Origin of the sequence: Microbacterium sp. (genome assembly GCF_035277845.1) — a bacterium.
Taxonomy (GTDB): Bacteria; Actinomycetota; Actinomycetes; order Actinomycetales; family Microbacteriaceae; genus Microbacterium.
This window is the reverse complement of sequence record NZ_DATEJS010000338.1, coordinates 15,068-39,402: the sequence shown is the minus strand read 5'-3', so window position 1 is coordinate 39,402 and position 24,335 is coordinate 15,068. Positions and strand designations below refer to the sequence as shown.

Below are 24,335 nucleotides of genomic sequence, written 5' to 3'. Positions count from 1 at the left end.
TGGTCATCGACATCAGCTACCTCCGCATCGAGGGATCGGGGCACGGCTTCACCTCGTCGAGCATCCGTTACAACGTGCCCGAAGACGAGTGGCCCGACCTGCACGAACTGTGGCCCGGCGGCAGCCGCGTTCTCGTGGACCTCACCGCCGACGGGCGCGCGCAGGAGGGCGCGGGTGCCGCCTTCGTCGTCGCGCGAACAGGAAGCCCGCGGATCAGCTCGGTGGAGTTCTCCGGCTTCTGCATCGACGGGCTGCATTTCGTATCGGACGGTTCAGGCATGCTGCCCGAGAACACGTACGTGAACGGCAAGACCGGGATCTACGTCGCGGACGCCAACGACTCGTTCCGCATCACCGGAATGGGGTTCGTCTACCTCGAACACGCGCTGACCGTCTACAACGCAGACGCGCTTTCTGTTCACGACAACTTCATCGCCGAATGCGGCAGCTGCATCGAACTGCGCGGGTGGGGGCAGGCATCGAAGATCACCGACAATCTGATCGGTGCCGGCTTCAAGGGCCACTCGATCTACGCCGAGCACCACGGCGGCCTCTTGATCACCGCCAACAACGTCTTCCCCCGCGGGGCGAGCAGCGTCTACCTCGACGGCGTCACACGCTCCAGCGTCACGAACAACCGCTTGCATTCCTTCTACCCGGGAATGGTGGTTCTCGACGGGGACAGTTCCGAGAACCTCGTGGCCACGAACCACTTCCTGCGAGATTGCGAACCCTGGACGCCCTTCCTGGGGATCGGCAACGGACGTGACGACCGATACGGGCTTCTCCGCGTCGGCGGCAGCAACAACTCGGTCATCGGCAACCACTTCTCCGAGGTGGTCGACTCGCAGAGCCTCCGGCCGGCCGGTGCGACGCCGGTCATCGTCCGCCTGACCGCAGGCGCCAGCGGCAACTACCTCTCCAGCAACCACGTCGTCGCGCTGGACGCCCAGCCCACCTGGAGCGGATCCGCCTTCTCCGCTCAGGTGGATGCGCTGCTGGCGACGGAGTCCACGAGTGAGCTTCTCGTCACCGCGGTCATGGTCGAGTCGGAATCGGTTCGGAACACGATCCTCGACTCGGGGACCGACTCGCAAGTCGTTGCGGACCGGGAGGCGAATGCGATCCGGGCCACGCCCACGGCCGTGTCGAGCCTCTCCGCTGCGGTTCGCGCGCTTTGAGCCCGGTCGGCGATGCCGGCCGGGCTCAAAGCTTGAGTCGGTGCTACACGTACACGTTGAGTTCCGCGATCGACCACCAGCTGCCGGAGCTGCCCGTGTCGACGACTCGGATGTAGCGGGCCGTCTGCGCGGGGAACGACACCGACTCGACCGGCTGTCCGGCGGTGATGCTCGCGACGGTGGCCCAGGTGGTCCCGTCCGACGACACCTCGATGTCCGCACTCGGTGCGTAGTCGCTCGTGCTGCTGCCCGAATCGAGCACCACCTTGTCGAACGTCTGCGCCTGGCCCATGTCCACCTGCACCCACATCCCGTTCGTCAGCGACGCTCCCGAGCTGTATCGGGTGCTGATGTCCCCGTCGATCAGGTGGGCGAGCGCGTCATTCGGCCACGGGCTCGTGTTGGACGCGGTCGGCGTCCAATCGCTTCGTGCGAGCGGCGTGCTGCCGACTGGCGGCGTGCCGCCGTTGCTGTACACGGTGAGTTCCGCGATCGACCACCAGCTGCCGGAGCTGCCGGTGTTCACGACCCGGATGTACCGGGCGGTCTGCGGTGCGAAGGTGGCCACCTCGACCGGCTTGCCCATTGCGATCGAGTCGACGGTGGTCCAGTTGCTGCCGTCGGCCGACACCTGCACGTCCGCGCTGGGTGCGTAGTCGCTCGTGCTGCTTCCGGAGTCGACGACGACGGTGTCGAAGGTCTGCGCCTGCCCCATGTCGACCTGGACCCACATCCCGTTCGTCAGGGATGCCCCGGAGCTGTACCGCGTGGTGAGGTCGGAATCGAGGATGTGCGAGAGCGCGTCGTTCGGCCACGGGCTCGTGTTCGACGCCGTGGCGACCCATCCGGTGCGGGACAGAGCCGTGCCGTAGTCCACGGGTGCCGACCCGTCGGTGTACACGTTGATCTCCGCGATCGACCACCAGCTGCCGGAGCTGCCCGTGTTCACCACCTTGATGTAGCGGGCGGTCTGCGGCTCGAACGTCGCCACTTCGACGGGCTGTCCGGTCGCGATGGCCGCGACCTTCGTCCAGTCGGTGCCGTCCTGCGAGACGAAGACGTCGGCGCTGGGCGCGAAGTCGGCCGTGCTGCTTCCCGAGTCGAGCACGACCCGATCGAACGTCTGCGCCTTCCCCATGTCGAGCTTCACGGACATGCCGTCGGTGAGGGATGCTCCCGAGCTGTACCTCGTGGTCAGGTCACCGTCCAGCGCGTGCGACAGCGCGTCGTTCGGCCAGGGGCTGTTGTCGGAGGCGGTGGCCGCCCAGCCGGCGCGTGAGAGCGGGATTCCGTAGTCCGGGGTCGCGGATCCGCCGGTGTACACCTCGAGCTCGCCGATCGACCACCAGTTGCCGGAGGTGCCGGTGTTCACCACCTTGATGTAGCGGGCGGTCTGCGGTGCGAAGGTCACCGCTTCGATCTGCTGACCGGTCGCGGTGAGGGCTGCGACCTTCGTCCAGGTGCTGGCGTCGTCGGAGACGAAGACGTCGGCCCCGTGCGCGTAGTCACCCGTGCTCGTGCTGGAGTCCAGGGCGAGGGTGTCGAAGGTCTGCGCCTTGCCCATGTCGACCTGCACCCATTGCCCGCTGGCCTGCCCGACGCCGGAGCTGTACCGGGTGCTCGGATCGCCGTCGACCATGTTGGGGATGACATCCGTCGGATACGGACTCACGACGGATGCCGACGCGGTCCAGCCCGACTGCGAGAGCGGTGTGCCGAGCCCGTCGACCGTGAAGGTGGCGTCTCCTGCGTGCTGCCCGCCGGCGCCGTTCACAGTCACGGCGTATGTGCCGGACGGCAGCCCGCTCGGGACGAACGCGGTGATGGTGCGGTCCGACCAGGTGTCGATCTGGGCGTGGACGCCGCCGAAGTACACGGTGCCGAGGCCCTGGGTCGCCCCGAAGTGGGAACCCGTGATCGTGATCTTGTACCCCGGCAGACCCGTGGTCGGCGTCATCCCGCCGACGACCGGTGTCGGGTAGCCGGAAAGGCCGACGGTGGTGAACAGCGCCGCGGTTCCGCCCGGGAGCGTGTAGCTGTACGAGCCGTCCGGAGAGACCGGGAAGGTCTGGCTGCGGTTGGTGCTGTTGTAGACGGCGGTGACCTTCGCCCCGCCGGTGGCGGTCCAGTTCTGCAACTGCAGGCCGCGGGGCACCGTCGTCGGGTTCTGGATCGTTCCCGTTTCGGCGGGTGCGCCGGAGACGGTGATCTCACCGATCGACCAGTGGAAGAAGAACGACGCCGCGGTGCTGACGATGCGCACGTACCGCGCGGTCTGCGGCGGGAGCGTGATGGTCGTCTTTCCGAGGGCGCCGTTGCCGCTTGCGACCGCGGCGCCCCAGCTCTTGCCGTCGTCCGACGTGTACACCTGGTACTGGAAGACGGAGTCGAAGGCGTTGGATGCCGTGTTGTTCAGCGTGATCTGGTCGAAGGCCGTCTTGCTGCCGAAGTCCACCTGGAACCAGTCCCCGCTCTTCATCTTGAACTGGGTCCGCCAGCGACTGGCGAGGTCGCCGTCGGTGGCGTTCGTCGCGGAGTCGCCGGTCTCGCTCGCAGACGAGGTGACGGTCCAGCCGCTCCGGTCGAGCGTGCTTCCCGGGGTGTTGATCGTCGCACCGACGGGCAGGGAGTACGTGGTCTGGCTGGTGCCGGCGACAACCGAGTTCTCGAGCGGGATCAGCTGCGGGTCGTAGGTGACGGTCTGCGTGCCGCCGGGCGACTTGAACCCGAAGGTGTGGGTCGGGTCGGAGACGTTGGTCGCCGCCGGGGTGGTGCCGCTCTGGGTCGGACCGGAGTACGTGAACGTGACGGCGTTTCCGGCGTTCAGCGTGTAGTCGAACGACTGGGTTCCGTCTGCGACGCTGATCTTCTGCGCCGACGCGGAGTCGTTGTACGCGACGAGCACCTTCGACCCGTCCGGGTTCTGGTACGCGACGTCATCCACGCTTCCCGCGCCGAACGTGTTCGAGTAGATCCGGTGGGCGCCGGGCTTCACGAACTTGCTCACCTGGGCCAGGGCGTAGTAGTCGGGGTTGTAGGTGACGCCGCCCGTCTTCGGGTCGATCGTGACCAGGCCACGGGTCACGCCGATGCCGTTGGTGTCGCTGTTGAGCGGACCCATCGCCGGGTCGAGGGCGATGTTCCAGAGCATCGTGCCCTGCGAGTAGTTGCGGGTCGCGTCGATCAGCCAGGTGTCCAGCGCGTCGTGGAAGGCGACCTGGTTCGTGCCCTGCAGGATCGTTCCGGTGGCCTCGGTGAGGTACACGTCCTTGCCCGGGTAGTCGTTGTGGATCTGGGTCTGGTAGGTCGGGGTGCCGCTGTAGATGTGGAAGGCGGCGCCCGTCGCGTACTTGTCCGTCGTCGGGTCGTTGTAGATCGATTCGGGGTAGGACGGCACATCCCAGTTGTGGTCCCACGCCAGGATCTTCGTCGAGATGCCGTTCGCCTCGAACGCCTGGCCCATCAGCTGGACCAGCTTGCCCTCTTGCGCGGGAGTCATGTACGACCCCGGCCACGAGGGGGCGTTCAGCGGCTCGTTCTGCGGGGTGACGAAGCTGATCGGGATGCCGGCCTTGCCGTACGCCTGGATGTACTTGACGAAGTAGTTCGCCATGGGGACATAGTCGTTGTCGAGGAGCGTGCCGCCGATCATGTTCCCGGAGGTCTTCATCCAGGCGGGCGGACTCCACGGCGTGGAGTCGATCTTGATCTTCGGGTTCAGTGCGAGCGCCTGCTGGAGCTCGGGGATGATGTACGCCTGGTCGTGCTCGATGGAGAACTTCGACAGGGTCGGGTCGGTCTGACCGGCGGGCATGTCGTCGTACGAGTAGTTCCCCGATGCGGTGAAGTCCGTGGCTCCCATGGGCGAGCGGACCATGCTCAGCCCGATGCCCGAAGAGGGGCTGAAGAGCTTCTGCATCAGCGTGTTCTTGGCGGCCACCGGGAGCTGGTCGATCAGGTAGGCGGCGGAGTCGGTGAGGGCGCCTCCGTAGCCCGTGATCTTCTGGTACTTCACGCTGTCGTCGACCCTGATCGTCAGGGGATTCGTCGTCTGCTGCGTCTGGAAGGCCACGGGCTTCTGCGGTGCCACCCACTGGTTGGCGCCGACGTCGGTGAGCCACACCTGGACAGGGCTGCTGACCGCCGGCGCCGTGGGGGCAGCGGTCGGCACCGCTTGCGCGGACGTGGGTCGGGTGAGGGGTGCAATCACTGCGAGGCTCACGCAGAGCGTGAGCCCGAGCAGCGTGCGTCCGTGCATCTGCATGTTCGTTCCTTCGAACTCGATCAAGGTGTGTACTCAGCGGCCGTGCCGTCGACGGCGATGGAGCGTCGACCGACGTGTCGCGGCATCGCGACCGTCGGCTCCATGGCAGCCGGTGGCTACGCCCGGCGTGACGTGCTCCGCTTTCCGAACGTGTCACTAATTCGGGTTAGTAGTCGACTATACGGATCAGCGGGAAGCCTCGTCAAGAGGCTCGGGGTCGATCGGGTCGACCTGCGGTGCCCGGGATCAGCGGCCGGCTGTGCGCGACGGTGCTGCCGTCGAGGCACGCAGGATGACGGGGCAGTGCACCATGGTGCGGCGCGTCCTCGGTACCTCGTCGACGAGCTGCTCGGCTGCCAGCTGCCCCATGACGTCGTACGGGAGCCTGACGGTGCTCAACGCCGGCCGGACCTCCGCCGCGAGCTGGAATTGGTCGTCGTAACCCATCACGGACACGTCCTCGGGCACGCGGATGCCCGCCTCGAAGAGCGCAAGCATCGCACCCACCGCCATGCGGTCGTTTCCGCACATGATGGCCGTCGGCAGCGCCCCGCTGCGCACCAGCTCCTTCGTGAGGTCGTAGCCCGAGTCCGCATGGTAGTTTCCGGCGCGCACAGTGCTGTCGGCCGGATTGAGCCCTGCCGCCTGCAGAGCGTCGCGGAATCCGCGCAGGCGGGCCTTGGTCGCCCACTGCGAGGCGCGTCCGGTGAGAAAGGCGATCTCTCGATGGCCCAGATCGAGCAGCGCCTGCGTCGCTTCCCGCCCGCCGCGCTCCTCATCGGGCAGCACGGCGGGAAAGTCGTCCTTCGCCGTGTAGCAGTTCAGCAGGATCGTGGGCACCCTGTGGGCGGCTTCCGGAACGGTCACCGCTTTGGTGCCGACGGCCGAGAAGATCAGCGCGTCGGTCTGACGGTCGAGCAGATCGGCGATGAGTTCCTCGGCCTGCCGGTTGGACCCTCCGGTGCTCACGAGCAGCAGCAGGCTTCCATGCCGGTTGGACGTCTCGTGCGCACCCTTGATCGCAGCCGCGGCGAACTCACCGAAGTCCGCGTCGTGGTTGATGAAGGCGATCGTCGCACTCGTGCCGCGGCGGAACCCCTGGGCCGCACGGTTGGGACGGTAGCCGAGCTCGGCGACCGCGTGCAGCACGCGCTCCCTGGTCTCATGGCTGATCGTCTGCCCAGGCGTCTGGTTCAGCACGAACGAGACGACTGCGGGCGAGACACCTGCCAGACGGGCGACGTCCACGCGGCGCGGTCTGGCCGTGGACGGTCGGACCGCTTCACCATCTGCCACGTCGAAACCGTACCAGGTGCTCATCGGCCGCCCGTCGAGCGGCAGGGAGGCCGTTGGTGGGTCAGGCGGCAGACCCAGAGCCGGGCATGCGGCGATCCGAGCTCTGCCTGGGGACGGCTCCGGCCCCCTCCCGGCCCACGACGACGACGATCGCATCGAGTCGAACGATCATGTTGCCTTCGTCTCCGATCGGGTCGTCATCCCTTGACACCGGAGGACGCGATGGAGTTGACGAACGCCCGCTGGAAGGCGATGAACAGCACCAGGACCGGCACGGTGATCAGGCTCGCGTACGCCATGATCTGGCCCCACGACACGTTCAGCAGCTTGAAGTAGTCCATGCCGACCATGACCGGACGCACCTGTTCGCTCTGGGTGACCATGAGCGGCCAGAGGTACTGGTTCCAGGCGGGCAGGAAGGTGAGGATCGCGGCGGTGGCGACCGCCGGCCCGGCGAGCGGCATCACGATGCTGCGGTAGATGCGGAGCCAGCCTGCCCCGTCCACTCGGGCGGCTTCGTCGAGCTCGCGTGGGATGGAGTCGAAGTACTGGTAGAAGAGGAAGATCGAGAACGCGTTCGCGATGAAGGGCACGATCTGCACCGTGTAGGTGTCCAGCCATCCCTGCACGAACTGCGTGCCGTCGAAGTACGGCAGCTGGTTGACCCACCACAACATGGGCAGCGCCATCACCTCGAACGGGACGATCAGAGTGGCGAGGATCACACCGAGCAGCCACTTCCGGCCGGGCAGACGCATCCGGGACAACGCGAAGGCCGCCATGGAGTTGACGATGATGCCGAACACGACCGTCAGCACGGAGATCAGGATCGAGTTGAACATGAACTGTGCGAACGGGACCCGATCGAACACGCCGAGGTAGTTCTCGAGGCCGAGGCGACCGACGGGGAGGAACGCACGGATGCTGCCCAGATCGTCGAAGATCTGCAGATCGGGTTTGAAGCTCGAGACGATCATGAAGACCAGGGGCAGCCCGAAGACCAGCACGAGGAGGAGCTTCAGGGCCAGCAGGAGAGCGCCGCGCCCGCCGACGGCGCGCCGGCGGCGCACGGGCGGCACCCCCTCGACGTGTGCGAAGTCGGCCGGGGCGTGCGCGGTGTCGAGGGCGGTCATCGCCGGGCCTCCTTGTCACGGGTGAGGTAGCTCTGGATGACGGTCACGATCAGCACCAGCACGAAGAACACCATCGAGATCGCGGAGGCGTAACCGGTCTGCTGCTGCTGGAACCCGGTGCGAACGGCCTGATAGACGAGGGTGGTGGTGCTGTCCAGCGGGCCGCCCTGGGTCATGATGTTGACCTGCGAGAACAGGCCGAATGCGGCGATGGTGATGGTGATCAGGATGAAGGTGCGGGTGGCGCGAAGCCCCGGCCAGGTCACGTGTGCGAACCGCTGCCAGCCGGTTGCGCCGTCCAGCGCCGCCGCTTCGTACAGCTCGGGCGGGATGGTCTGCAGACCCGACAGCCAGATGATCATGTGGAAGCCCATCGCCTGCCAGATGGACATGACGATGATGGCGAACAGCGCCCAGTGCGGATCACCGAGCCAATCCGGCCCCTGGATGCCGATCTTCGCGAGCAGCGCGTTGATCAGCCCGTCCTTCTGATACATGAACAGCCAGAGCATCGAGACCACCACGATCGAGGTGACGACGGGCAGGAAGTAGACGGTGCGGAAGAAGGTGGTGCCGCGGGTCTTCCCGTTCACCAGCAGCGCGGTGCACAGGGCGACGCCGGACTGCACGGGGACGATCACGGCCGTGAAGATGAGCGTGTTCCGCAGGGACGCCCAGAACGTCTCGTCGGTGAACAGGTTCTGGAAGTTCTCCAGACCGATGAACTTCCCCGGTACGGGCGAGATCAATCGCGCGTCGGTGAATGCGAGCACGAACGTCAGGACGATCGGGATGATCAGGAAGGTCACGATCAGCACCGCCGCGGGCAGGAACATCGCCGTCGCGACGATCGACTCCCTCGCGCGGCCCTGCATCGAGTGACGGCCCGGGGCGATGGTGGTCATCGGATACTCCTTCGTGTGACCCAGGGTGGGTTCGTCCGGGGCGGGATCGGGATTCACCCGCCCCGGACGGATGCTGACTACTGGAAGTAGTTGTTCTGCTTCTGGTTGGCGTCGATTTCCTTGACCGCCTGGTCGAGGGTCGCCTTCGGGTCAGCGCCGTTGATGATGTCCTGTGCGGCCTGGCCGAACGTGGTCGCGATGAACGGGTAGCCCGGGGTGACGGGGCGCACCTCGGCGAACTTCTGCGAGTACTCGCGGAACATCTCGTCCTCGCCACCGGGCTGATAGGCGGGGAGCTGTGCGGCGGCCGCTTCGGTCGCCGGGATGTTGCCCGTGGCCTTCGCGACCGAGGCGACGTACTTGTCCTGCGCGGCGAACTTCAGGTATGCGAGGGCACCGGCCGGGTTGGAGCAGGTCTTCGACATGCCCCACTGCCAGGAGGCGCCGCCGATCTTCGGCCCGTTGCCCAGGTCGACCGTCGGGAGGAACAGCGCATCGCCCTTCAGAGCGGCTCGCACCTGGTCGACGACCCAGTTGCCGTCGTACAGGATGCCGGTCTTGCCGGCGAGGAAGTCGGCCACCGGGTCGCTGCTCGACTTCGCCGAGATGTCCCCCGAAGTGACGAGTCCCCGGAACCACTTCGCCCAGTCCAGCGCCGCCTTGCCGTTGAGCACGCCGTCGGCGCTCTTGTAGTCCGTGCGGTTGATCAGGTCACCGCCGAAGCTCTGCAGGAACGGCGAGTACGCGTAGGGCCACCACTCGCCGGTCTGGCCTGTGGAAAGGTCGCCCGGGTACTGGAACTTCCCCGTCGCCTTGAGCTTGTCGAGGGCGGCCTGGAACTCCGCACGGGTCCAGGGCTGGTCGACCGTGGGGATGCGGATTCCGGCGGCCTGCAGGGTGGACTTGCGCGCGATCATGGTGAGCGCCGCGTCGTAGTGGCCGTACGAGTAGATCTTGCCGTCGTACCTGCCGACCGTGGAGGGGAGGTAGTTGGAGAGCACGCTGTCGAGGCCCGTGAGCGGCGCGAGGTAGCCCGCCCATGCCCAGTTCGGCACGTTCGGTCCGTCGATGTCCATGATGCACGGCAGCTTCTTGGACGCCGCCGCGGCGGTCACCGACTGGTTGTAGGAGTCCTGAGGGAACGCCTGAACCGTGACCTTGTACTGCTTCTGACTCTTGTTGAAGTCCGCGACGATCTGCTGATCCGCCGCCAACTCAGACTTGTTGCCGGCGTTGTGCGTCCACAACACCAGATTTCCGCTCGGCTGACCCGCCGATGCCGGGCCGCCCGAACAGCCGGCGAGCCCGAGAATCGTGAACGCTGTGAGAGCGGCCACCGCCGCCGTCAGCGTCGTCTTCTTCCCCATCGAAGTACTCCTTGTGCAAGGGGTGTTCGAGCCTCCCGAGGTGGAGGCTCGAGTGATCAATTGCTTCAGCCCAGGTTGCGACACTCATCACTAACTCGGGTTAGTGCGATGGTAGAGGTCCGCCCTGCCCGCGTCAAGCTCGACCTGAAGCGGATGACAGCATCGAGCACCGGACCAGCCGGTCCGGTGCTCGATGATTCGATACGACCCGAAGGGATCGCTAACCGCAGTGCACGTCCACCCGCCTTAGGAGAGCACTGTCTCCACAGCGGAACCCGCCGCGGCGGACGCCTCGACAGCCGCCAGCACCCGCTGCACGCCGAGCGCGTCGTCGAACGACGGGCGCGGCTGCTCCCCCGCGGCGATGGCGGAGACGAGGTCGACGACCTGGTGGGTGAAGCCGTGCTCGTAGCCGATGCCGTGACCCGCGGGCCACCAGTTCCCGACGTAGGGATGCACCGGTTCGGTGACGATGATGCGCCGGAACCCGTGGGCGTCCGCGGCATCCGACCCGTCGTAGAACTCCAGCACGTTCTGCTCCTCGAAGTCGAACGCGACCGAGCCGCGGGTGCCGTTCACCTCCAGTCGCAGCGCGTTCTTGCGGCCGAGGGCCATGCGGGTCGCCTCGAAGACGCCGATCGCGCCGGTGTCGAAGCGGGCGGTGAACACGGCGGCGTCGTCGACCGTGACCGGACCCTTCGGTCCCTCGCTCGAGCCGGTGCCGCCGAGCCCGGCGCGTTCGCCCGCGACCGGACGCTCCGTGACGAACGTGCGCATCATCGCGGAGACGTCGGTGACGGATGCCCCCGTCACCCACTGCGCCATGTCCACGATGTGCGCCCCGATGTCACCGAGCGCGCCGCTTCCCGCCTTCTGCTTGTCCAGACGCCAGGTGAGCGGGGCATCCGGATCACTCAGCCAGTCCTGCAGGTACTGCGCACGCACGTGCCGGATGTCGCCGAGCCGGCCCTCCTGGACGAACCGCCGGGCGAGCGTCACCGCCGGCGTGCGCCGATACGTGAATCCGCACATGGCGAACACGCCGCGCTCGGCCGCGGAACGAGCGACCTCCGCCATGTGGGCGGCATCCGCCACGGAGTTGGCCAGCGGCTTCTCGCACAGCACGTGCTTCCCCGCCTGGAGGGCGGCGATCGCGATCTCGGAGTGCATGTCGCCCGGCGTGCAGATGTCGATGAGATCGATGTCGTCGCGCTCGATCAGCCGACGCCAGTCTGTCTCGGCGCTCAGCCATCCCTGTCGCTCCGCGGCCTCCGCCACGCCCGCGGCGTTCCGCCCGGCGAGCGCGGTCAGCTGCGGGGTCAGCTGCAGATCGAAGAACCGGTGTGCGGTGCGCCACGCGTGCGAGTGCACCGCCCCCATGAATCCGTATCCGACCATCCCGACGCGCAGCAGCCCGCCCATGTCCGCCTCCTGACTCGTTCCGTCGGCGATCGTCATCGCAGTCGCGCGATCGCGTCGTCGGCCGATCCCCACGAGGCGAGGACGGCGCGCAGGTCGTCGTCGGCCTCCTCGGCGAGAGCAGCACGGTAGGCGGCTTGGAGCACGCCGTCGAGTGCCACGCGCCGGCCGGTGCGGGCGGACCGCACCGCGGCCTCGACCATGGTGATGGTGTGGATGTTGGAGTGGACCTCTCCCGATGGGATGGTGCCGGTGCGGAGGGCGCTGACGAACTCGTCGAGCGCCCCGGCGATCTCCTCTCGCCCGGTCGCCGGGTCGGCTTCTGGAGCCGCCGCCGGCTCGGAGACCGGTTCGCCCTCGCCGTCCCAGGCGGCGCTTCCGTGTGCACCGCTGATCCGCCATGCGCCGTTCCACGACGTCTCCAGGCCGGGACTGCACCAGCTTCCCGTGTAGACGAAGCGCGCTCCCCCGTCGAACTCGAAATCGGCGGATGCCGCGGCATCTCCGCGGTACCAGCTCCACGAGGGATTGAACGACCGGCAGTCGACCGACTGCGCCTCGGTGCCGAGCAGGTACCGTGCGACGTCGAACGCATGGATGGCCATGTCGACCAGCAGCGGGTCGTCCATCTCGTCGCGGAATCCGCCGAACCTCGGCGCCTTGAAGAACTCCGTCGTCAAGAGACCGATGTCGCCGAGCGTCGTCGCGATGCCCTTCAGGCGTGCGAGCTGCGGGTAGTACCGCCGCGACTGGCTGGTCATCAGCAGCTGCCCGGTCAGCTCCGCGGCGGCGATCAACGCCATGGTCTGGGCGACCGTCGGCGCGATCGGCTTCTCGCACAGCACCGGCAGCCCGGCTCGAAGCGCCTCCGTGTTCACCGCGCGGTGGGCCTGGGGTGCGGTCACGTCGATGACCGCGTCCGCGCCGGTCTCCGCCGCGACGACGCTCAGGGACGAGCCGGCCACGGCGGTGGTTCCGGATGCCGCAACGGCCCGGCACGCCGCCCCTGCGTCGAGGTCGACGACGCCGACCAGCTCGACGCCGGGGGTCTCCGAGACGACATGCATCCAGTTCCGCCCCATCGCGCCGGCGCCCACGACGACCAGCCGCAGCGGCTCGGCGCCGGGGATCGTGGCGAACTGCGGGCTCATGCGTCGTCCCGGTTGTGCATCGCGCCCTGGTAGCCGTGGCCGGTGAAGAAGTCTCCGGTGTCGTAGCGCAGCAGCACGGGCGTTTCGCGGAACGGACGGTCGGATGCCGCCCACAGCACGCCGTTCGCGATGACCCGACGGATGTCCCGGTGGTGGTAGACGGGGTAGTCCTGATCGCCCGGGCTGAAGTAGAAGATCTTGCCGTTGCCGCGGCGGTAGGTGATGCCGCTTCGGAACACCTCGCCGCCGGAGAAGGTGCTGAGGAAGATGATCTCGTCGGGCCGTGGGATGTCGAACTGCTCGCCGTACATCTCCTGCTGCGGGATCTCGATCGGGTGCGGCACGCCCTGCGCGATGGGATGCGTCGGGTCGACGGTCCACACGAGCTCCCGGTCGTTCTCGCTGCGCCAGCGCAGCGTGCACGTCGTGCCCATGAGCTTCATGAAGATCTTGGACCAGTGACCGGAGTGCAGCACCACGAGTCCCATGCCGTCGAGCACGTGCCGGTGCACCCGTTCGACGATCTCATCGGACACCTCCGCATGGGCGGCGTGGCCCCACCAGGTGAGCACGTCGGTCTGGGCGAGCCGCTCCTCACTGAGCCCGTGCTCCGGGTCGTCGAGCAGCGCGGTCGTCACCTGCACGCGGTCGCCGAGGTTCTCCTCGATGCCCGCTTTGATGGCGGCGTGCATCCCCTCCGGGTAGATCGCGGCCACGTGCGGCTCCGCCTGCTCGTGACGGTTCTCTCCCCAGACGACCACGCGCAGCGGGGTCTCGGCAGTGGGGTTCATGGGTTCTCCTTCTTCGTTGTCGACGTTGTCATCGGAATGGTGTGGGCCCGGATCACTTGATGGCTCCGCCCAGTGCTCCGGCGGCGATGTAGCGCTGCGCGAAGATGAGCAGCACAGCGGCGGGCAGGGATGCCAGCACGGCGGTCGCCATGACCGGGCCCCACTGCTGCACGTTCGCCGAGATGTAGTTGAAGATGCCGAGGGTGATCGGCCGCACCTCGGGCGTGCTCGTGAGGGTCAGCGCGAACAGGAAGTCGCCCCACGCCCCGAGGAACGTGAACAGCGCCGCGGTCACGATCGCGTTCTTGCTGATCGGCACGACGATCGAGACGAACGCGCGGAAGTTGTTCGCGCCGTCCACCAGCGCGGCCTCGACGAGGCTCGGCGGGATCGAGGACATGAACGCCCGGATCAGGATGATCGCGAACGGGATCTGCGCCGCGCTGTCGGCGAGGATGAGGCCGACGTACGAGTTCAGCAGGTGGAGGTCGTTGAACAGGGTGTACAGAGCGTTCGCGATCACGATCGAGGGGATCATCTGGGTGATCAGCAGCGCGAACACGAACACCGTCATCCCGCGCATCCGGAACCTGGCCAGCCCGTACGCGGCGGGTGTCGCGACGACGATCGTGACCAGCACGGTGCCGAGCGACACGACGATGCTGGTGACGAAGTTCTGTCCCTGCTCCTGGATGGCGGTCGCGTACCCGGCGAACGTCGGCTGGAGGGGCAGCCACGTCGTGGTGGCCGCTCCGGTGTTGGACTGGAGGCTGCTGTTGATCATCCAGTAGACCGGGAAGATCATGACCACCAGGAACAGGATGCCGAGCACCGTCATGGGCCATTTGCGGACGTGCGCGCGCCGGGCCGCCTTGGCGCCGCGCGGAACGATGATGGCCTGCGTCGCACTCATTCGTCGACCTCCTTGCGGGACAGATACAGATAGACGAACGCGAACACGAGCGACACGACGATGAGCACGTTGCTGATCGCCGCGCCCTGCCCGAACGCGAACTCGACGAAGGACTTCTGGTAGGCCCAGGTCGCCAGGGTCTGGGTGGAGTTGGCCGGGCCGCCCCCGGTGAGGCCGAGGATGATGTCGACCGCTTTGAGCGTGTAGACGACCCCGAGCACGATGACGACGCTGACGACCGACCGTATGCTCGGCCAGGTGATGTACCAGAACGCACGCCAGCCGACGGCTCCGTCGAGGGATGCCGCCTCGTACAGCTCCTCCGGCACCGCCTGCAGGCCGCTGTAGAGGATCGTGGTGTTGAAGGGGATACCGAGCCAGATGTTCACGCCGATGACGGCGACCAGGGCGAGGCTCGGACTCACCAGCCACGGCACGGGCTGGATGCCGAACAGGCCCAGGAACTGGTTGAGCGCTCCGCTGTCCTGGTCGAGGATCCACTTCCACACCGCGCTGGAGGCGATGAGCGGCAGCAGCCACGGCAGCAGCAGCATCGAGCGGAGGAATCCGCCGAGCGGGAACTGCCGTTTGAAGAACAGCGCGAGTGCGAGGCCGATCGTGAACTGCAGCGCGATCGACCCGATCGTGAACAGGGCCGTGTTGATCACGGTGGTGCTGAACAGCGAGCTCGTGATCACCGCCGCGTAGTTCGCGAAGCCGACCCAGGGCGCCTGGCCGGTGTAGAACGTGGCGGTCGTGTAGTTCTGCAGCGACATCGTCACGTTCTTGACGATCGGATAGCCGAAGAAGATCAGCACGAACAGGATGGCCGGCACGACGAACATCCATCGCGCAAGCGCGGTGCCGGCAGTGCGCCGCCGCCGTCGCGGCGCCGGGGTGCGGCGCCGATGGTCGGTCGCCTCCGCGGCGATCGTCGCGTTCATGGTCGACATCGATGCGCTCCTTCGCGCGTCCGGTGGTCGGGCGGATCCGGGGATCCGCCCGACCGGTCGGTCACTTGTTCTGCGCCTGCGCCTGCTGGAGCGCGGCGGCCGGGGTCGCCTTGCCCGTGAGGGCCAGCTGCACGGCCGTGTAGATGGCGGTGGCCGCGGTCGGCCACTTGCCGCCGAGTTCGGCGGTGCGCGCACGGGCCGTCTTGACCGTGGCGATGACCGATGCGACCTGCGGGTGGCTCTGGGCCCACGTGGCGGCGACGGCTTCGTTCGAGGGCACGTTGCCGGAGACGGCCGCGATCTTGGGCTGCATGGCGGCGGAGTTCAGGCATCCGACGAACTTGCCGGCCAGCGCCATCTTCTCCTTGTCCCCGGTGTTCGGGACGGTGTACGTCTCGCCGCCGAGGGGCGAGACGACCGGGGTCGTGGCATCCGGCGTCGGGATCGGAACACTGGCGAAGTGCAGCCCCTTCGCCGCGTTCAGGGCCGGCAGCTGCCACGGACCGTTGATCATCATCGCGGCCTTGCCTGCGATGAACTGGTTGTTGACGTCGGCCTGCGCCCAGGTGATGGAGCTCTTGGACATCGACCCGTCGTTCTGCAGGTCGGTCACGAACTGAAGCGCCTTCGCGGCCTGCGGGGTGTCGATGTTCTTCTCGTCACCGCCGGCGGTCCAGAAGAACGGGAGGAACTGCCAGGTTCCCTCGTACGTGTTGATGTTGCTCATCGCGAAGCCGTACTGGCCCTTGCTCTTGTGGGTCAGCTTCTTGGCCGCGGCGCGCAGTTCATCCCACGTCTTCGGGGGCGTGACGCCGGCGGCCTTCAGCTCGTCGACGTTGTAGTAGAGGGCGATCGAGTTCACGACCGGGGCGAGGCCGTAGAGCGTGCCCTTCGACGATCCCGCCGCGACGACGGCGGGCACGGAGCCCTTGCCGTCCAGGTTGTAGTCCGACAGCGGCGACAGCGCCCCGGTGGCGGCGATCTGCTGCACGTCGGGGTTGTCGAGCATGAGCACATCGGGGAGGGTCCGGGAGGATGCCTGCTGCAGCACCTTCGCGATGAGACCCGCGCCGGCGACGTGGTTGGCGGTGACCGTGACGCCGACCTGCTTGGCGCACTCGGCGTAGATCGGGTCGTAGTTCTTCGCGTAGTAGTCCTCGATGGTCAGAGCCTTGCTGCCTCCGCTCCCCCCGCTGGCGCTGCCGGAGCAGGCGGCGAGGCCGAGGGAGAGGATCGTCGCGCCGGCGAGGGCGGCGACGAGACGCTTGGTGTTCACGGATGAGCTCCTTTGCTGTGGTGTGAAAGCTGCGCCGGGGAGTTGCGGTCAAGCGCTTGACTTCAACGGCTTGAGAAGGAGTCTGCACCTGCGCCTCATCGAAGTCAAGCGCTTGACCACGAGTTGTCCGAAGATGGATACTGGCTCGCATGAGACGCACGAACGGGCCACAGGCCGTGGTGACCATGCAGCAGGTGGCCGACCGCGCGAACGTCTCGATCTCGACCGTGTCGTTCGTGGTCAACGACACGAAGCCGGTCAGCCCCGACACCCGCGCCCGCATCCTCGAGGCGATCGACGAGCTCGGCTATCGCCGCAACGCGGCCGCGCGAACGCTCGCGAGCCGCCGCTCCCGTGTGGTCGCGCTCATGTACCCGTTCACCGAACACCACCTCAGCGAATTCGTCACCGCGGCCGCGACCGCATCCGCCGCGCTGGGGTACCGGCTGATCCTGTGGCCGACGCACGGGGACGATGCGGCATCCGAGGTCACCTCGCTCGTCAAGTCGGGGATCGCCGATGGGGCGCTGCTGATGGAGGTGAAGCTCGAAGACGAGCGCGTCGCGATGCTCCGCGATGCGCACGCCCCCTTCGTGCTGATGGGACGGACCCGCGACACCACCGGCATCGACTTCGTCGACGTCGACTTCGAGACGACGACCGCCCAGGCCGTGGCCCAGCTCGCGGAGCTGGGGCATCGGAACGTCGCCCTGGTGGTCGAGGACAACGCGGGCACCCCGCTGGCGGGCCACGCGCCTGCAGCGCGCACCGAGCAGACCTTCCTCGACGAAGCCGCCGCACGCGGGCTGGGACATTACGTGGCCCGTCTCCCCCGCGGACCGGCCGCCGGCCGGGAGCTCGTCGACCTGCTGGTCCGGGATGCCCCCGACACCACCGCCGTCATCAGCCTGCACAACGACGCGAACTTCGGCCTCGTCAACACCCTGCGTCATCGCAGCGTGCAGGTGCCCCGCGATCTCTCGATCGTCGCGATCTGCGCACCCGAGACGCTCGGCGAACTCTGCGATCCGCCGATCACGACCTATCCGCAGCCCGCCGAGGAACTCGGCAGGCAGGCGGCCGAGGCACTGATCGCGCGCCTGCACGGATCCGAGGGCGTCATCCAGCAGCTCATCCCCTGCGCACGCCCGTCGTCGGCGACCTCGATCGCCTCCGCGCCGCGCGACCGGCCACCGCTGGGCGACGAGGCGCAGTGACGGCGATCAGCCGACAGCGCCGACGAGATGGGGCAGCGCTCCCTCTCGGGCGAAGAACGGCGTGCTGCTGAGCGGGGCGGATGCCGTGATCGTCTGTCCGCCCTCGTAGCTGTCCCCGGTGCGCAGGTCCGTCCAGGCCGCGCCCTGCGGCAGATAGACCTCCCGCTCGCGGGCGCCCAGGGTCAGCACGGGCGCCACGAGCACATCGGGGCCGAAGAGGAATTCGTCGGCGACCTTCCACGCCTCCGCGTCGTCCGGGAACTCGTGGAAGAGCCCGCGCATCACCGGCTGGCCGTTCTCGTGCGCGTCCCGCATGAGACTCCTGGTGTAATCGCGCAGGCTCTCCCGCAGCCCGACGTGCGCCGAGAGGATCTCGTACGCGTCGTCGCCGAAACTCCAGATCTCGTTGGGGGCGCCGGCGGGCACCCGCTCGCGGCCGGCCGCATCGGTGATCGGCGTCGCAGGAACCCGGTCGCCGTGCAGACGCATCACCGGTGAGAAGGTGCCGAACTGGAACCACCGGATCAGGAGTTCGACGAAGTGCGGGTCTCGTGCGTCTCCGCCGTGGAACCCGCCGATGTCCGTCGTGAACCAGGGGATGCCGGCGATGCCCATGTGGATGCCGGCGACGACCTGCACGCGGAGGTCGTCGAAGCGGGAGTGGATGTCGCCCGACCAGACGAGGGCGCCGTACCGCTGGCTGCCGGCCCAGGCTGCGCGCACCAGGTTGACGACGTCGGTCTGCTCCTCACCGGTCATGCCGTCATGGAACATCCGCGAGAACTGCTGGGGGTAGATGTTGCCGACCTCGAGGGTCGGGCCGGCGTGGTATCGGTAGTTGTCGTAGTCGTAGACGCCGTATTCCGGCTCGGCCTCGTCGAGCCAGAAGACGCGGATGCCGTTGTCGTAGTAGTTCTTCTTGGCGATGCTCCACACGGCCGCACGGGTGCCCGGGTTGGTGACGTCGAGGAAGGCGCTCGGGCCGCCGAACACCATGTGGACATCGATACCCCGATCCGAGCGCACGAGATGGTTGTCGCGGCGGAGCGCGTCGTAGTTCTCCGACTCGAAGGACACCTGCGGCCACACCGACACCATCAGCTCGATGCCGAGCCCCTTCAGCTCCTCGACCATGGCGCGGGGATCAGGCCAGAACTCCTCGTCGAAGCGGTAGTCGCCCATCTTCGGCCAGTGGAAGAAGTCGGCCACGATCACATCGAGGGGGATCCCCCGGCGCTTGTGCTCCCGCGCGACCTCGAGCAGCTGCTCCTGGTTCCAGTAGCGCATCTTGCACTGCCAGAAGCCGAGACCGTACTCGGGCATCATCGGGGCGTGCCCGGTGGCATCCGCATACGCGCTGACGATCTGCCGCGGCTGGGCCGCCGCCGTGATCCAGTAGTCCAGCTGCTGCGTCGCCTCCGCTGACCATTCCGTTCGGTTGCGGCCGAAGGTGGCCCGGCCGATCGCGGGGTTGTGCCAGAGCATGCCGTACCCGGCGCTGGAGAGCACGAACGGCACGGATGCCTGGGAGTTGCGGTGGGCGAGCTCGAGCGTGCTGCCCTTGAGGTCGAGGATCGCCTGCTCGTACAGGCCCATTCCGACCAGCCGTTCGTCTGGATCCGACTCGAACGACGCGATCAGGCGATGGGATGCCGTCCCGGCGATCGGCCGGAAATCCCGCGCCCGCAGCTTGAGCGCCCCACCGTGGGCGAGCTCACGGATGAGCAGACGACCCGAGCCGTCGTAGAACGCGATCTCGCAGCGCCCGACGTCGTACCCGGTCTGATAGTCGTAGCCTTCCTCCGCTGTGAGCACGGCCGTGATGCCACCGTTCTCGATCCGGGCGACATCGCCGTCGACCGACACAAGAGTCGGACTCGCCTTCGGATCGAGAAGTGCGTAGTCCGTGTCCTGGATGTCGGCCATGATCGTCGCCCGGACCCGCAGGCTGTTCGGCCCCCAGGCGTCTACCCGGACGGTCTCGCCACCGCTGCGCCAGGTGACGGATGTGGGCGTGGTGCTGAACAAGCGGGTTCTCCGGTGATCCTCGGCGTTGGGGACGTTTGGGCTCGAACGGCTTGCGGTTCGAGCACTGTTGTCCTGTATCGTTACACACAGAGCGGCGGAACGCCAGAGGAGTCTCCGAAGCCGCGTCGAGTCCGGTCGAGGAGGCCCTGTGACGAGCACACCGGTGACGACGCTCACCATCCGCGACGACCTGCCCGCGCGGGCGATCAGCCCTGACCTCTGGGGGGTCTTCTTCGAGGACATCAACCATGCCGCGGATGGAGGGCTCTACGCCGAGCTCGTCCAGAACCGCTCGTTCGCCTACTCGCATGCCGATCACCACGGCTGGGGTCCGCTCACCGCGTGGCGGCGGCACGGCCGGGTGGAGATCCACCACACGACGCCGTTGTCGGATCGCTCACCGAACTACGTCAGGCTCTTCGGCGATCACGGTCCGGCGTGGATCGCCAACGACGGCTTCGACGGCATCCTCATCGAAGCGGGCGGCGACTATGACGTGACCGTCTTCGCCCGCACCGGCGAGGGCGCAAGCGCACGGCTCACGCTGTCGCTCGAGACGACCGGCGGCGCCACCCAGTGCTCGTTGGTCGTGGACCAGCCGCAGTGGACGCGTTACCGCACCCGGATGACCGGGCCGGCGTCCGCGGCCGATGCAGCGTTCCGTCTCGAGGTGGCGAACGGCGAGACGGTGGATGTCGGCTACGCCTCCGTGATGCCCGTCGACACGTTCCGGCGCACCCCGAACGGTCTCCGTTCGGACCTCGCCCAGGCGATCGCCGACATCCGCCCCCGGTTCGCGCGCTTCCCCGGCGGGTGCGTCGCCCATGGTCTCGGGTTGGACAACCTCTACCGGTGGAAGGGCACGATCGGCGACCCGCACGAGCGACACCAGGACTTCAACCTGTGGGGCTACCACCAGTCCATGGGTCTCGGCTACTTCGAGTACTTCCTGTTCTGCGAGCAGATCGGCGCCACCCCGCTGCCGATCCTCGCCGCCGGGGTCTGCTGTCAGAACCTGGTCGGCGGCCCGGACGCAGTGCCCCTCGATCAGCTCGACGCGTACATCCAGGACGTGCTCGATCTGGTCGAGTTCGCGAACGGCGGGCTCGACACGCCGTGGGGGTCCCGCCGGGCGGAACTCGGGCATCCCGCGCCGTTCGGGCTGAGGTACCTGGGCCTCGGCAACGAGGACAAGATCGACGCCACCTTCCGGAACCGATTCGAAGCCATCTTCCGTCGCGTGCGCGAGGCCCACCCCGAGATCGAGGTCGTCGGCACCGCCGGGCCCTCGCCGTTCGGAAGCGACTACGACAACGGTTGGGAGTTCGCGCGGGAACTCGGCGTCGACGTCGTCGACGAGCACATGTACAAGTCGCCGAAATGGTTCTTCGAGAACACCGGCCGTTACGACTCGTATGACCGATCCGGCCCCCACGTCTACGTCGGCGAATACGGATCCTGGGGCAACCGGCTGCTCAACGCGCTGGCCGAGGCCGCCTTCATGACCGGGTTGGAGCGCAACGGAGACGTCGTGCGACTCGCCTCCTACGCGCCGCTGCTCGCCAAGAAGGGGCACACCCAATGGGTCCCCGACCTGATCTACTTCGACAACGAGCGCGTGCTCCCGAGCCTCAACTACTTCGTCCAGCAGCTGTTCGCCCGCACCGCCGGAACCGCCTCGGTGCAGGTGGAGGTCGACAGCCCTCCCGGTTACACGCGCCCTGCCCAGGGAACGGCGCGGCTGGCGTTCCAGAGCTCAGGCCTCGACGTCCGATTCGAGAACGTCGCCTTGGACGACCACCAGGTGGATGATGTGATCCTCTCCCCCGACGGTCGCTTCGAGACGCCGACGAGCACCTCCGCCGACGAGTACACGATCCGCGCCACCGCGACTGTGCTGTCCGGGGATGCCGAGGGCAACTTCGCCGTCCAGTTCGGTGCGCTCGGCAGCGGGGACAGCTTCGAGTGGAACTTCGGCTCCTGGCGGAACCGGTCGCTCACCGCCTTCGTCTCCTGGGACGGCTTCCGCGACGAGCTGCTCGAACCCCGGCCGTTCCGGACGGAAATCGGGCGCCCGTACGAGATCGAGATCCGGGTGTCCGACCGCGGGCACGACATCGAGTACCGCCTCGACGGCGAGGTCGTCCAGCACTTCCGGGATGCCGGCCTGGCGGAGAACCGGTTCTCGGTTTCCGTCGTCGCGGACTCGGCCACGCCGCGCACGACGGTGCGGATCGTCAACGCGACCGATGCGCCGCGGAAGGTCGCGATCGTCAATGCGTCGGGCCGCCGCGCCGATCTCACGGGCGCGGTGACGCTCAGCGGCGAGTGGGATGCCGGCGACGCGTTCGAACCGGCTCCCTGCCAGCCGCAGCCGGTCGAGGTCGCGGGCAGCGAGCTCACTGTGCCGGCGTTCTCCTTCACCGTCGCCGACGTCTGACCCGCGGAACCGGTGTTCCGATTTGAGCGGGTTGATTCCACGCGAACCGCGCGGAGGGGCCAGGTCAGCTCTGGAGCCGGGAGCCGAGCATCCGGACGGATTCGTCCCATAGTCTCCGCGCCGCCGCCATGTCGGTCATCGGCGCCCATGGTTCCTGCAACGCGGGCGCTCCGGCGAGGACTCGACGCGGTCCGTAGAACTGGTCGCCGCGAGCGCGCGGATCCACCGCGGCCATCAGCGCGGGCTGGGCAGCACTCTGTGCGGTCCCGGTCACGCCGATGCGGGAGAGCATTCGGATGACGCGGCGTCCGAAGAGTTCGCGCTCGCGTCCGAGGCCGGGCTGGGCGGCGAGGAGGTTCGTCGGAGAGACTCCCGGGTGCGCCAGGTTGCTGCTGATGCCCCACTCCTCTTCGCGACTGCGGGCATCGAGTTCGCGGGCGAACAGGGCGACCGCGATCTTCGACTGCGCATATGCGCTCCCACCGTCATACGACTTCTCCCAGTTGAGGTCCTCCCAGTGGATGCCGCCGCGTCGCGCCGCGATGCTCGTCTGATGGGTGACGCGTCCGCTGGCGGCGCGGATCAGGGGAAGCAGGCCGAGCGTGAGTGCGAAGTGACCCAGGTGGTTCGTGCCGAACTGCAGTTCGAAACCGTCACGCGTGATCTGCCGCTCGGGCGGTGTCATCACGCCTGCATTGTTGATCAGCAGGTCGATGGGTCGCCCCTCGGTGAGGAGCGTGTCGACGAGAGCGGCAACCGAGTCTTGAGAAGCGAGATCGAGAGTGCGGACCGAGACCGACGCGCCCGCGGCGGATGCCCGGATCTGCTGCGCGGCCCGTTCGCCCTTCTCGAGGGTGCGCACCGGCATGACGACGTCGGCGCCGGCTTCAGCGAGTCGTTGCGCGATCACCCGACCGATCCCGTCGCTTGCTCCGGTGACGACGGCGAGCTTTCCGCGAAGCGTCGGCAAGGGGATGTCCGGATTGCGAGACATTGTCGGTGTCCTTTCGATGTGGGCGTTCAGGTGCGCTGGGACCATGCTCGTCCACGACCCGACGCCCGTTCAGTGCCGGTTGAGCCGCTGATCGCCAGACCACCCTTGGGCGCCGACGTCAGCTGAACGACTGAGCGCCGATCACGGAGAGCAGGTGCAGTTTGTCGTGGCTCTCGCTGCCCGGCGTGGCTGTGTAGACGAGCAGCCGATGCGACTGATCCGGGTCGAGGAGCGTCTGGCAGGTCAGCTCCAATTCGCCGACTTCCGGATGCATGAAGCGCTTGCGCTCCGGTGGCCGAAGCCCGACCTCGTTGAGCGCCCACACGCGACCGAACTCCTCACTTGCCTCGAGGAGGCGGTCGCAGAGCGCGGCCGCCCGCGAGCCGGGGCCCCGAATCGCCAGCACTTCGCGAAGGCCGGAGGCGTACACGCGAGCGAGATTCTCCTGTTCCTCACGCGGATACACCGCACGCGCCGCCGGGTCGCAGAACCACCGGTACCCGATGCTTCGATCCGCGCCTGTCAGTGATGTCAGATCACCCACCAGTGCGACCGACAGCGGCGTCTGCCGCAGGGTCTCCCCGAGCTCGCTGATGATCTCGGCCGGGGTGTCCTGAAGGCGATCGAACACGCGCAGCAGACCAGGACTCACGAACTCGCTCGCGGCCCCGCGTGCAGGGGCGTTGTAGCCGGCGAGTCGGTAGACATGATCTCGTTCGCCGAGCGACAAGTGCAGACCCTGCGCGATCGCGGCGATCATCGGCTCCGAGGGCTGGGGCCCGTTGCCTCGCTCGAGGCGCGAGTAGTAATCGGTGGACATGTGCGAGAGCGCGGCCACCTCCTCACGTCGCAGGCCGATCGCGCGGCGTCGCGGTCCACGGGGCAGCCCGACATCCTCCGGCTGGAGAGCCTCGCGGCGAGCTCGGAGAAAGTCCGCGAGACCGCGTCTGTCGATCACGAGTTGTCCCCTCGCCGTGCCATCGCTGTAGCGCTTCCCACCAGGTATA

17 protein-coding genes are annotated in these 24,335 nt (G+C 67.6%); 3 read left to right on the top strand and 14 right to left on the bottom strand.

Annotated elements, in window-relative coordinates; translation table 11 throughout:
- Positions 1–1,181: NosD domain-containing protein (locus VJR25_RS14950; protein ID WP_324116411.1), on the top strand; the 1,181-nt coding region annotated here is incomplete at its 5' end.
- A gap of 43 nt (positions 1,182–1,224) precedes the next feature.
- Here the strand turns inward: VJR25_RS14950 and VJR25_RS14945 are convergent.
- The 11 genes from VJR25_RS14945 to VJR25_RS14895 form a co-directional block, all read right to left on the bottom strand.
- Positions 1,225–5,445 carry a discoidin domain-containing protein gene (locus VJR25_RS14945; protein ID WP_324116410.1) on the bottom strand — a complete coding sequence of 1,407 codons (4,221 nt, stop codon included), beginning with the start codon at positions 5,443–5,445 and terminating at the stop codon, positions 1,225–1,227.
- A gap of 246 nt (positions 5,446–5,691) precedes the next feature.
- Positions 5,692–6,693, bottom strand: a complete 1,002-nt coding sequence (locus VJR25_RS14940) for a LacI family DNA-binding transcriptional regulator (protein ID WP_324116408.1) — start codon at positions 6,691–6,693, stop codon at positions 5,692–5,694.
- 245 nt (positions 6,694–6,938) lie between these two features.
- Positions 6,939–7,874 (bottom strand): carbohydrate ABC transporter permease, encoded by a 936-nt coding sequence (locus VJR25_RS14935; RefSeq protein ID WP_324116406.1) that lies wholly within the window; start codon positions 7,872–7,874, stop codon positions 6,939–6,941.
- The gene (locus VJR25_RS14930; protein WP_414683799.1) at positions 7,871–8,779 is read right to left on the bottom strand and encodes a carbohydrate ABC transporter permease; all 909 of its coding nucleotides are present in this window, start codon (positions 8,777–8,779) and stop codon (positions 7,871–7,873) included. Before VJR25_RS14930 ends, VJR25_RS14935 begins: the two co-directional genes overlap by 4 nt.
- Positions 8,780–8,856: 77 nt before the next feature.
- Positions 8,857–10,146: a sugar ABC transporter substrate-binding protein gene (locus tag VJR25_RS14925; protein ID WP_324116404.1), complete on the bottom strand. Its 1,290-nt coding sequence runs from the start codon at positions 10,144–10,146 to the stop codon at positions 8,857–8,859.
- A gap of 246 nt (positions 10,147–10,392) precedes the next feature.
- Complete coding sequence (locus tag VJR25_RS14920; RefSeq protein WP_324116398.1) at positions 10,393–11,604, bottom strand: Gfo/Idh/MocA family oxidoreductase; 1,212 nt, start codon at positions 11,602–11,604, stop codon at positions 10,393–10,395.
- On the bottom strand, positions 11,601–12,716 hold the full coding sequence (locus VJR25_RS14915; protein ID WP_324116396.1) for a Gfo/Idh/MocA family oxidoreductase: 1,116 nt from the start codon (positions 12,714–12,716) through the stop codon (positions 11,601–11,603). Before VJR25_RS14915 ends, VJR25_RS14920 begins: the two co-directional genes overlap by 4 nt.
- Positions 12,713–13,507, bottom strand: coding sequence for a ThuA domain-containing protein (locus VJR25_RS14910; RefSeq protein WP_324116394.1), 795 nt, complete (start codon positions 13,505–13,507; stop codon positions 12,713–12,715). Before VJR25_RS14910 ends, VJR25_RS14915 begins: the two co-directional genes overlap by 4 nt.
- 52 nt (positions 13,508–13,559) lie before the next feature.
- The gene (locus VJR25_RS14905) at positions 13,560–14,420 is read right to left on the bottom strand and encodes a carbohydrate ABC transporter permease (protein WP_414683798.1); all 861 of its coding nucleotides are present in this window, start codon (positions 14,418–14,420) and stop codon (positions 13,560–13,562) included.
- On the bottom strand, positions 14,417–15,364 hold the full coding sequence (locus VJR25_RS14900; RefSeq protein ID WP_414683800.1) for a carbohydrate ABC transporter permease: 948 nt from the start codon (positions 15,362–15,364) through the stop codon (positions 14,417–14,419). The genes VJR25_RS14905 and VJR25_RS14900 overlap by 4 nt, the downstream gene beginning before the upstream one ends.
- Before the next feature lie 70 nt (positions 15,365–15,434).
- A complete protein-coding gene (locus tag VJR25_RS14895) occupies positions 15,435–16,649 on the bottom strand; it encodes a sugar ABC transporter substrate-binding protein (protein WP_324116390.1) in 1,215 nt (404 codons plus the stop codon).
- A 149-nt stretch (positions 16,650–16,798) separates the two neighbouring features.
- Here VJR25_RS14895 and VJR25_RS14890 point away from each other — a divergent pair, with 149 nt between their 5' ends.
- Complete coding sequence (locus VJR25_RS14890) at positions 16,799–17,866, top strand: LacI family DNA-binding transcriptional regulator (RefSeq protein WP_324116388.1); 1,068 nt, start codon at positions 16,799–16,801, stop codon at positions 17,864–17,866.
- A 6-nt stretch (positions 17,867–17,872) separates the two neighbouring features.
- On the opposite strand, the gene VJR25_RS14885 is transcribed toward VJR25_RS14890, so the two are convergent.
- Positions 17,873–19,792, bottom strand: coding sequence for a TIM-barrel domain-containing protein (locus VJR25_RS14885; protein WP_324116386.1), 1,920 nt, complete (start codon positions 19,790–19,792; stop codon positions 17,873–17,875).
- Positions 19,793–20,042: 250 nt separating this feature from the next.
- Here VJR25_RS14885 and VJR25_RS14880 point away from each other — a divergent pair, with 250 nt between their 5' ends.
- Entirely contained in the window at positions 20,043–22,334 is a 2,292-nt protein-coding gene (locus tag VJR25_RS14880; protein WP_324116384.1) for an alpha-L-arabinofuranosidase C-terminal domain-containing protein, read from the top strand.
- 64 nt (positions 22,335–22,398) lie between these two features.
- Here the strand turns inward: VJR25_RS14880 and VJR25_RS14875 are convergent, their stop codons facing one another.
- Together VJR25_RS14875 and VJR25_RS14870 are read right to left on the bottom strand one after the other, a co-directional pair.
- Positions 22,399–23,328, bottom strand: a complete 930-nt coding sequence (locus tag VJR25_RS14875) for an SDR family oxidoreductase (RefSeq protein ID WP_324116382.1) — start codon at positions 23,326–23,328, stop codon at positions 22,399–22,401.
- A 118-nt stretch (positions 23,329–23,446) separates the two neighbouring features.
- Positions 23,447–24,286 (bottom strand): helix-turn-helix transcriptional regulator, encoded by an 840-nt coding sequence (locus VJR25_RS14870; RefSeq protein ID WP_324116380.1) that lies wholly within the window; start codon positions 24,284–24,286, stop codon positions 23,447–23,449.
- Positions 24,287–24,335: the final 49 nt, after the last annotated feature.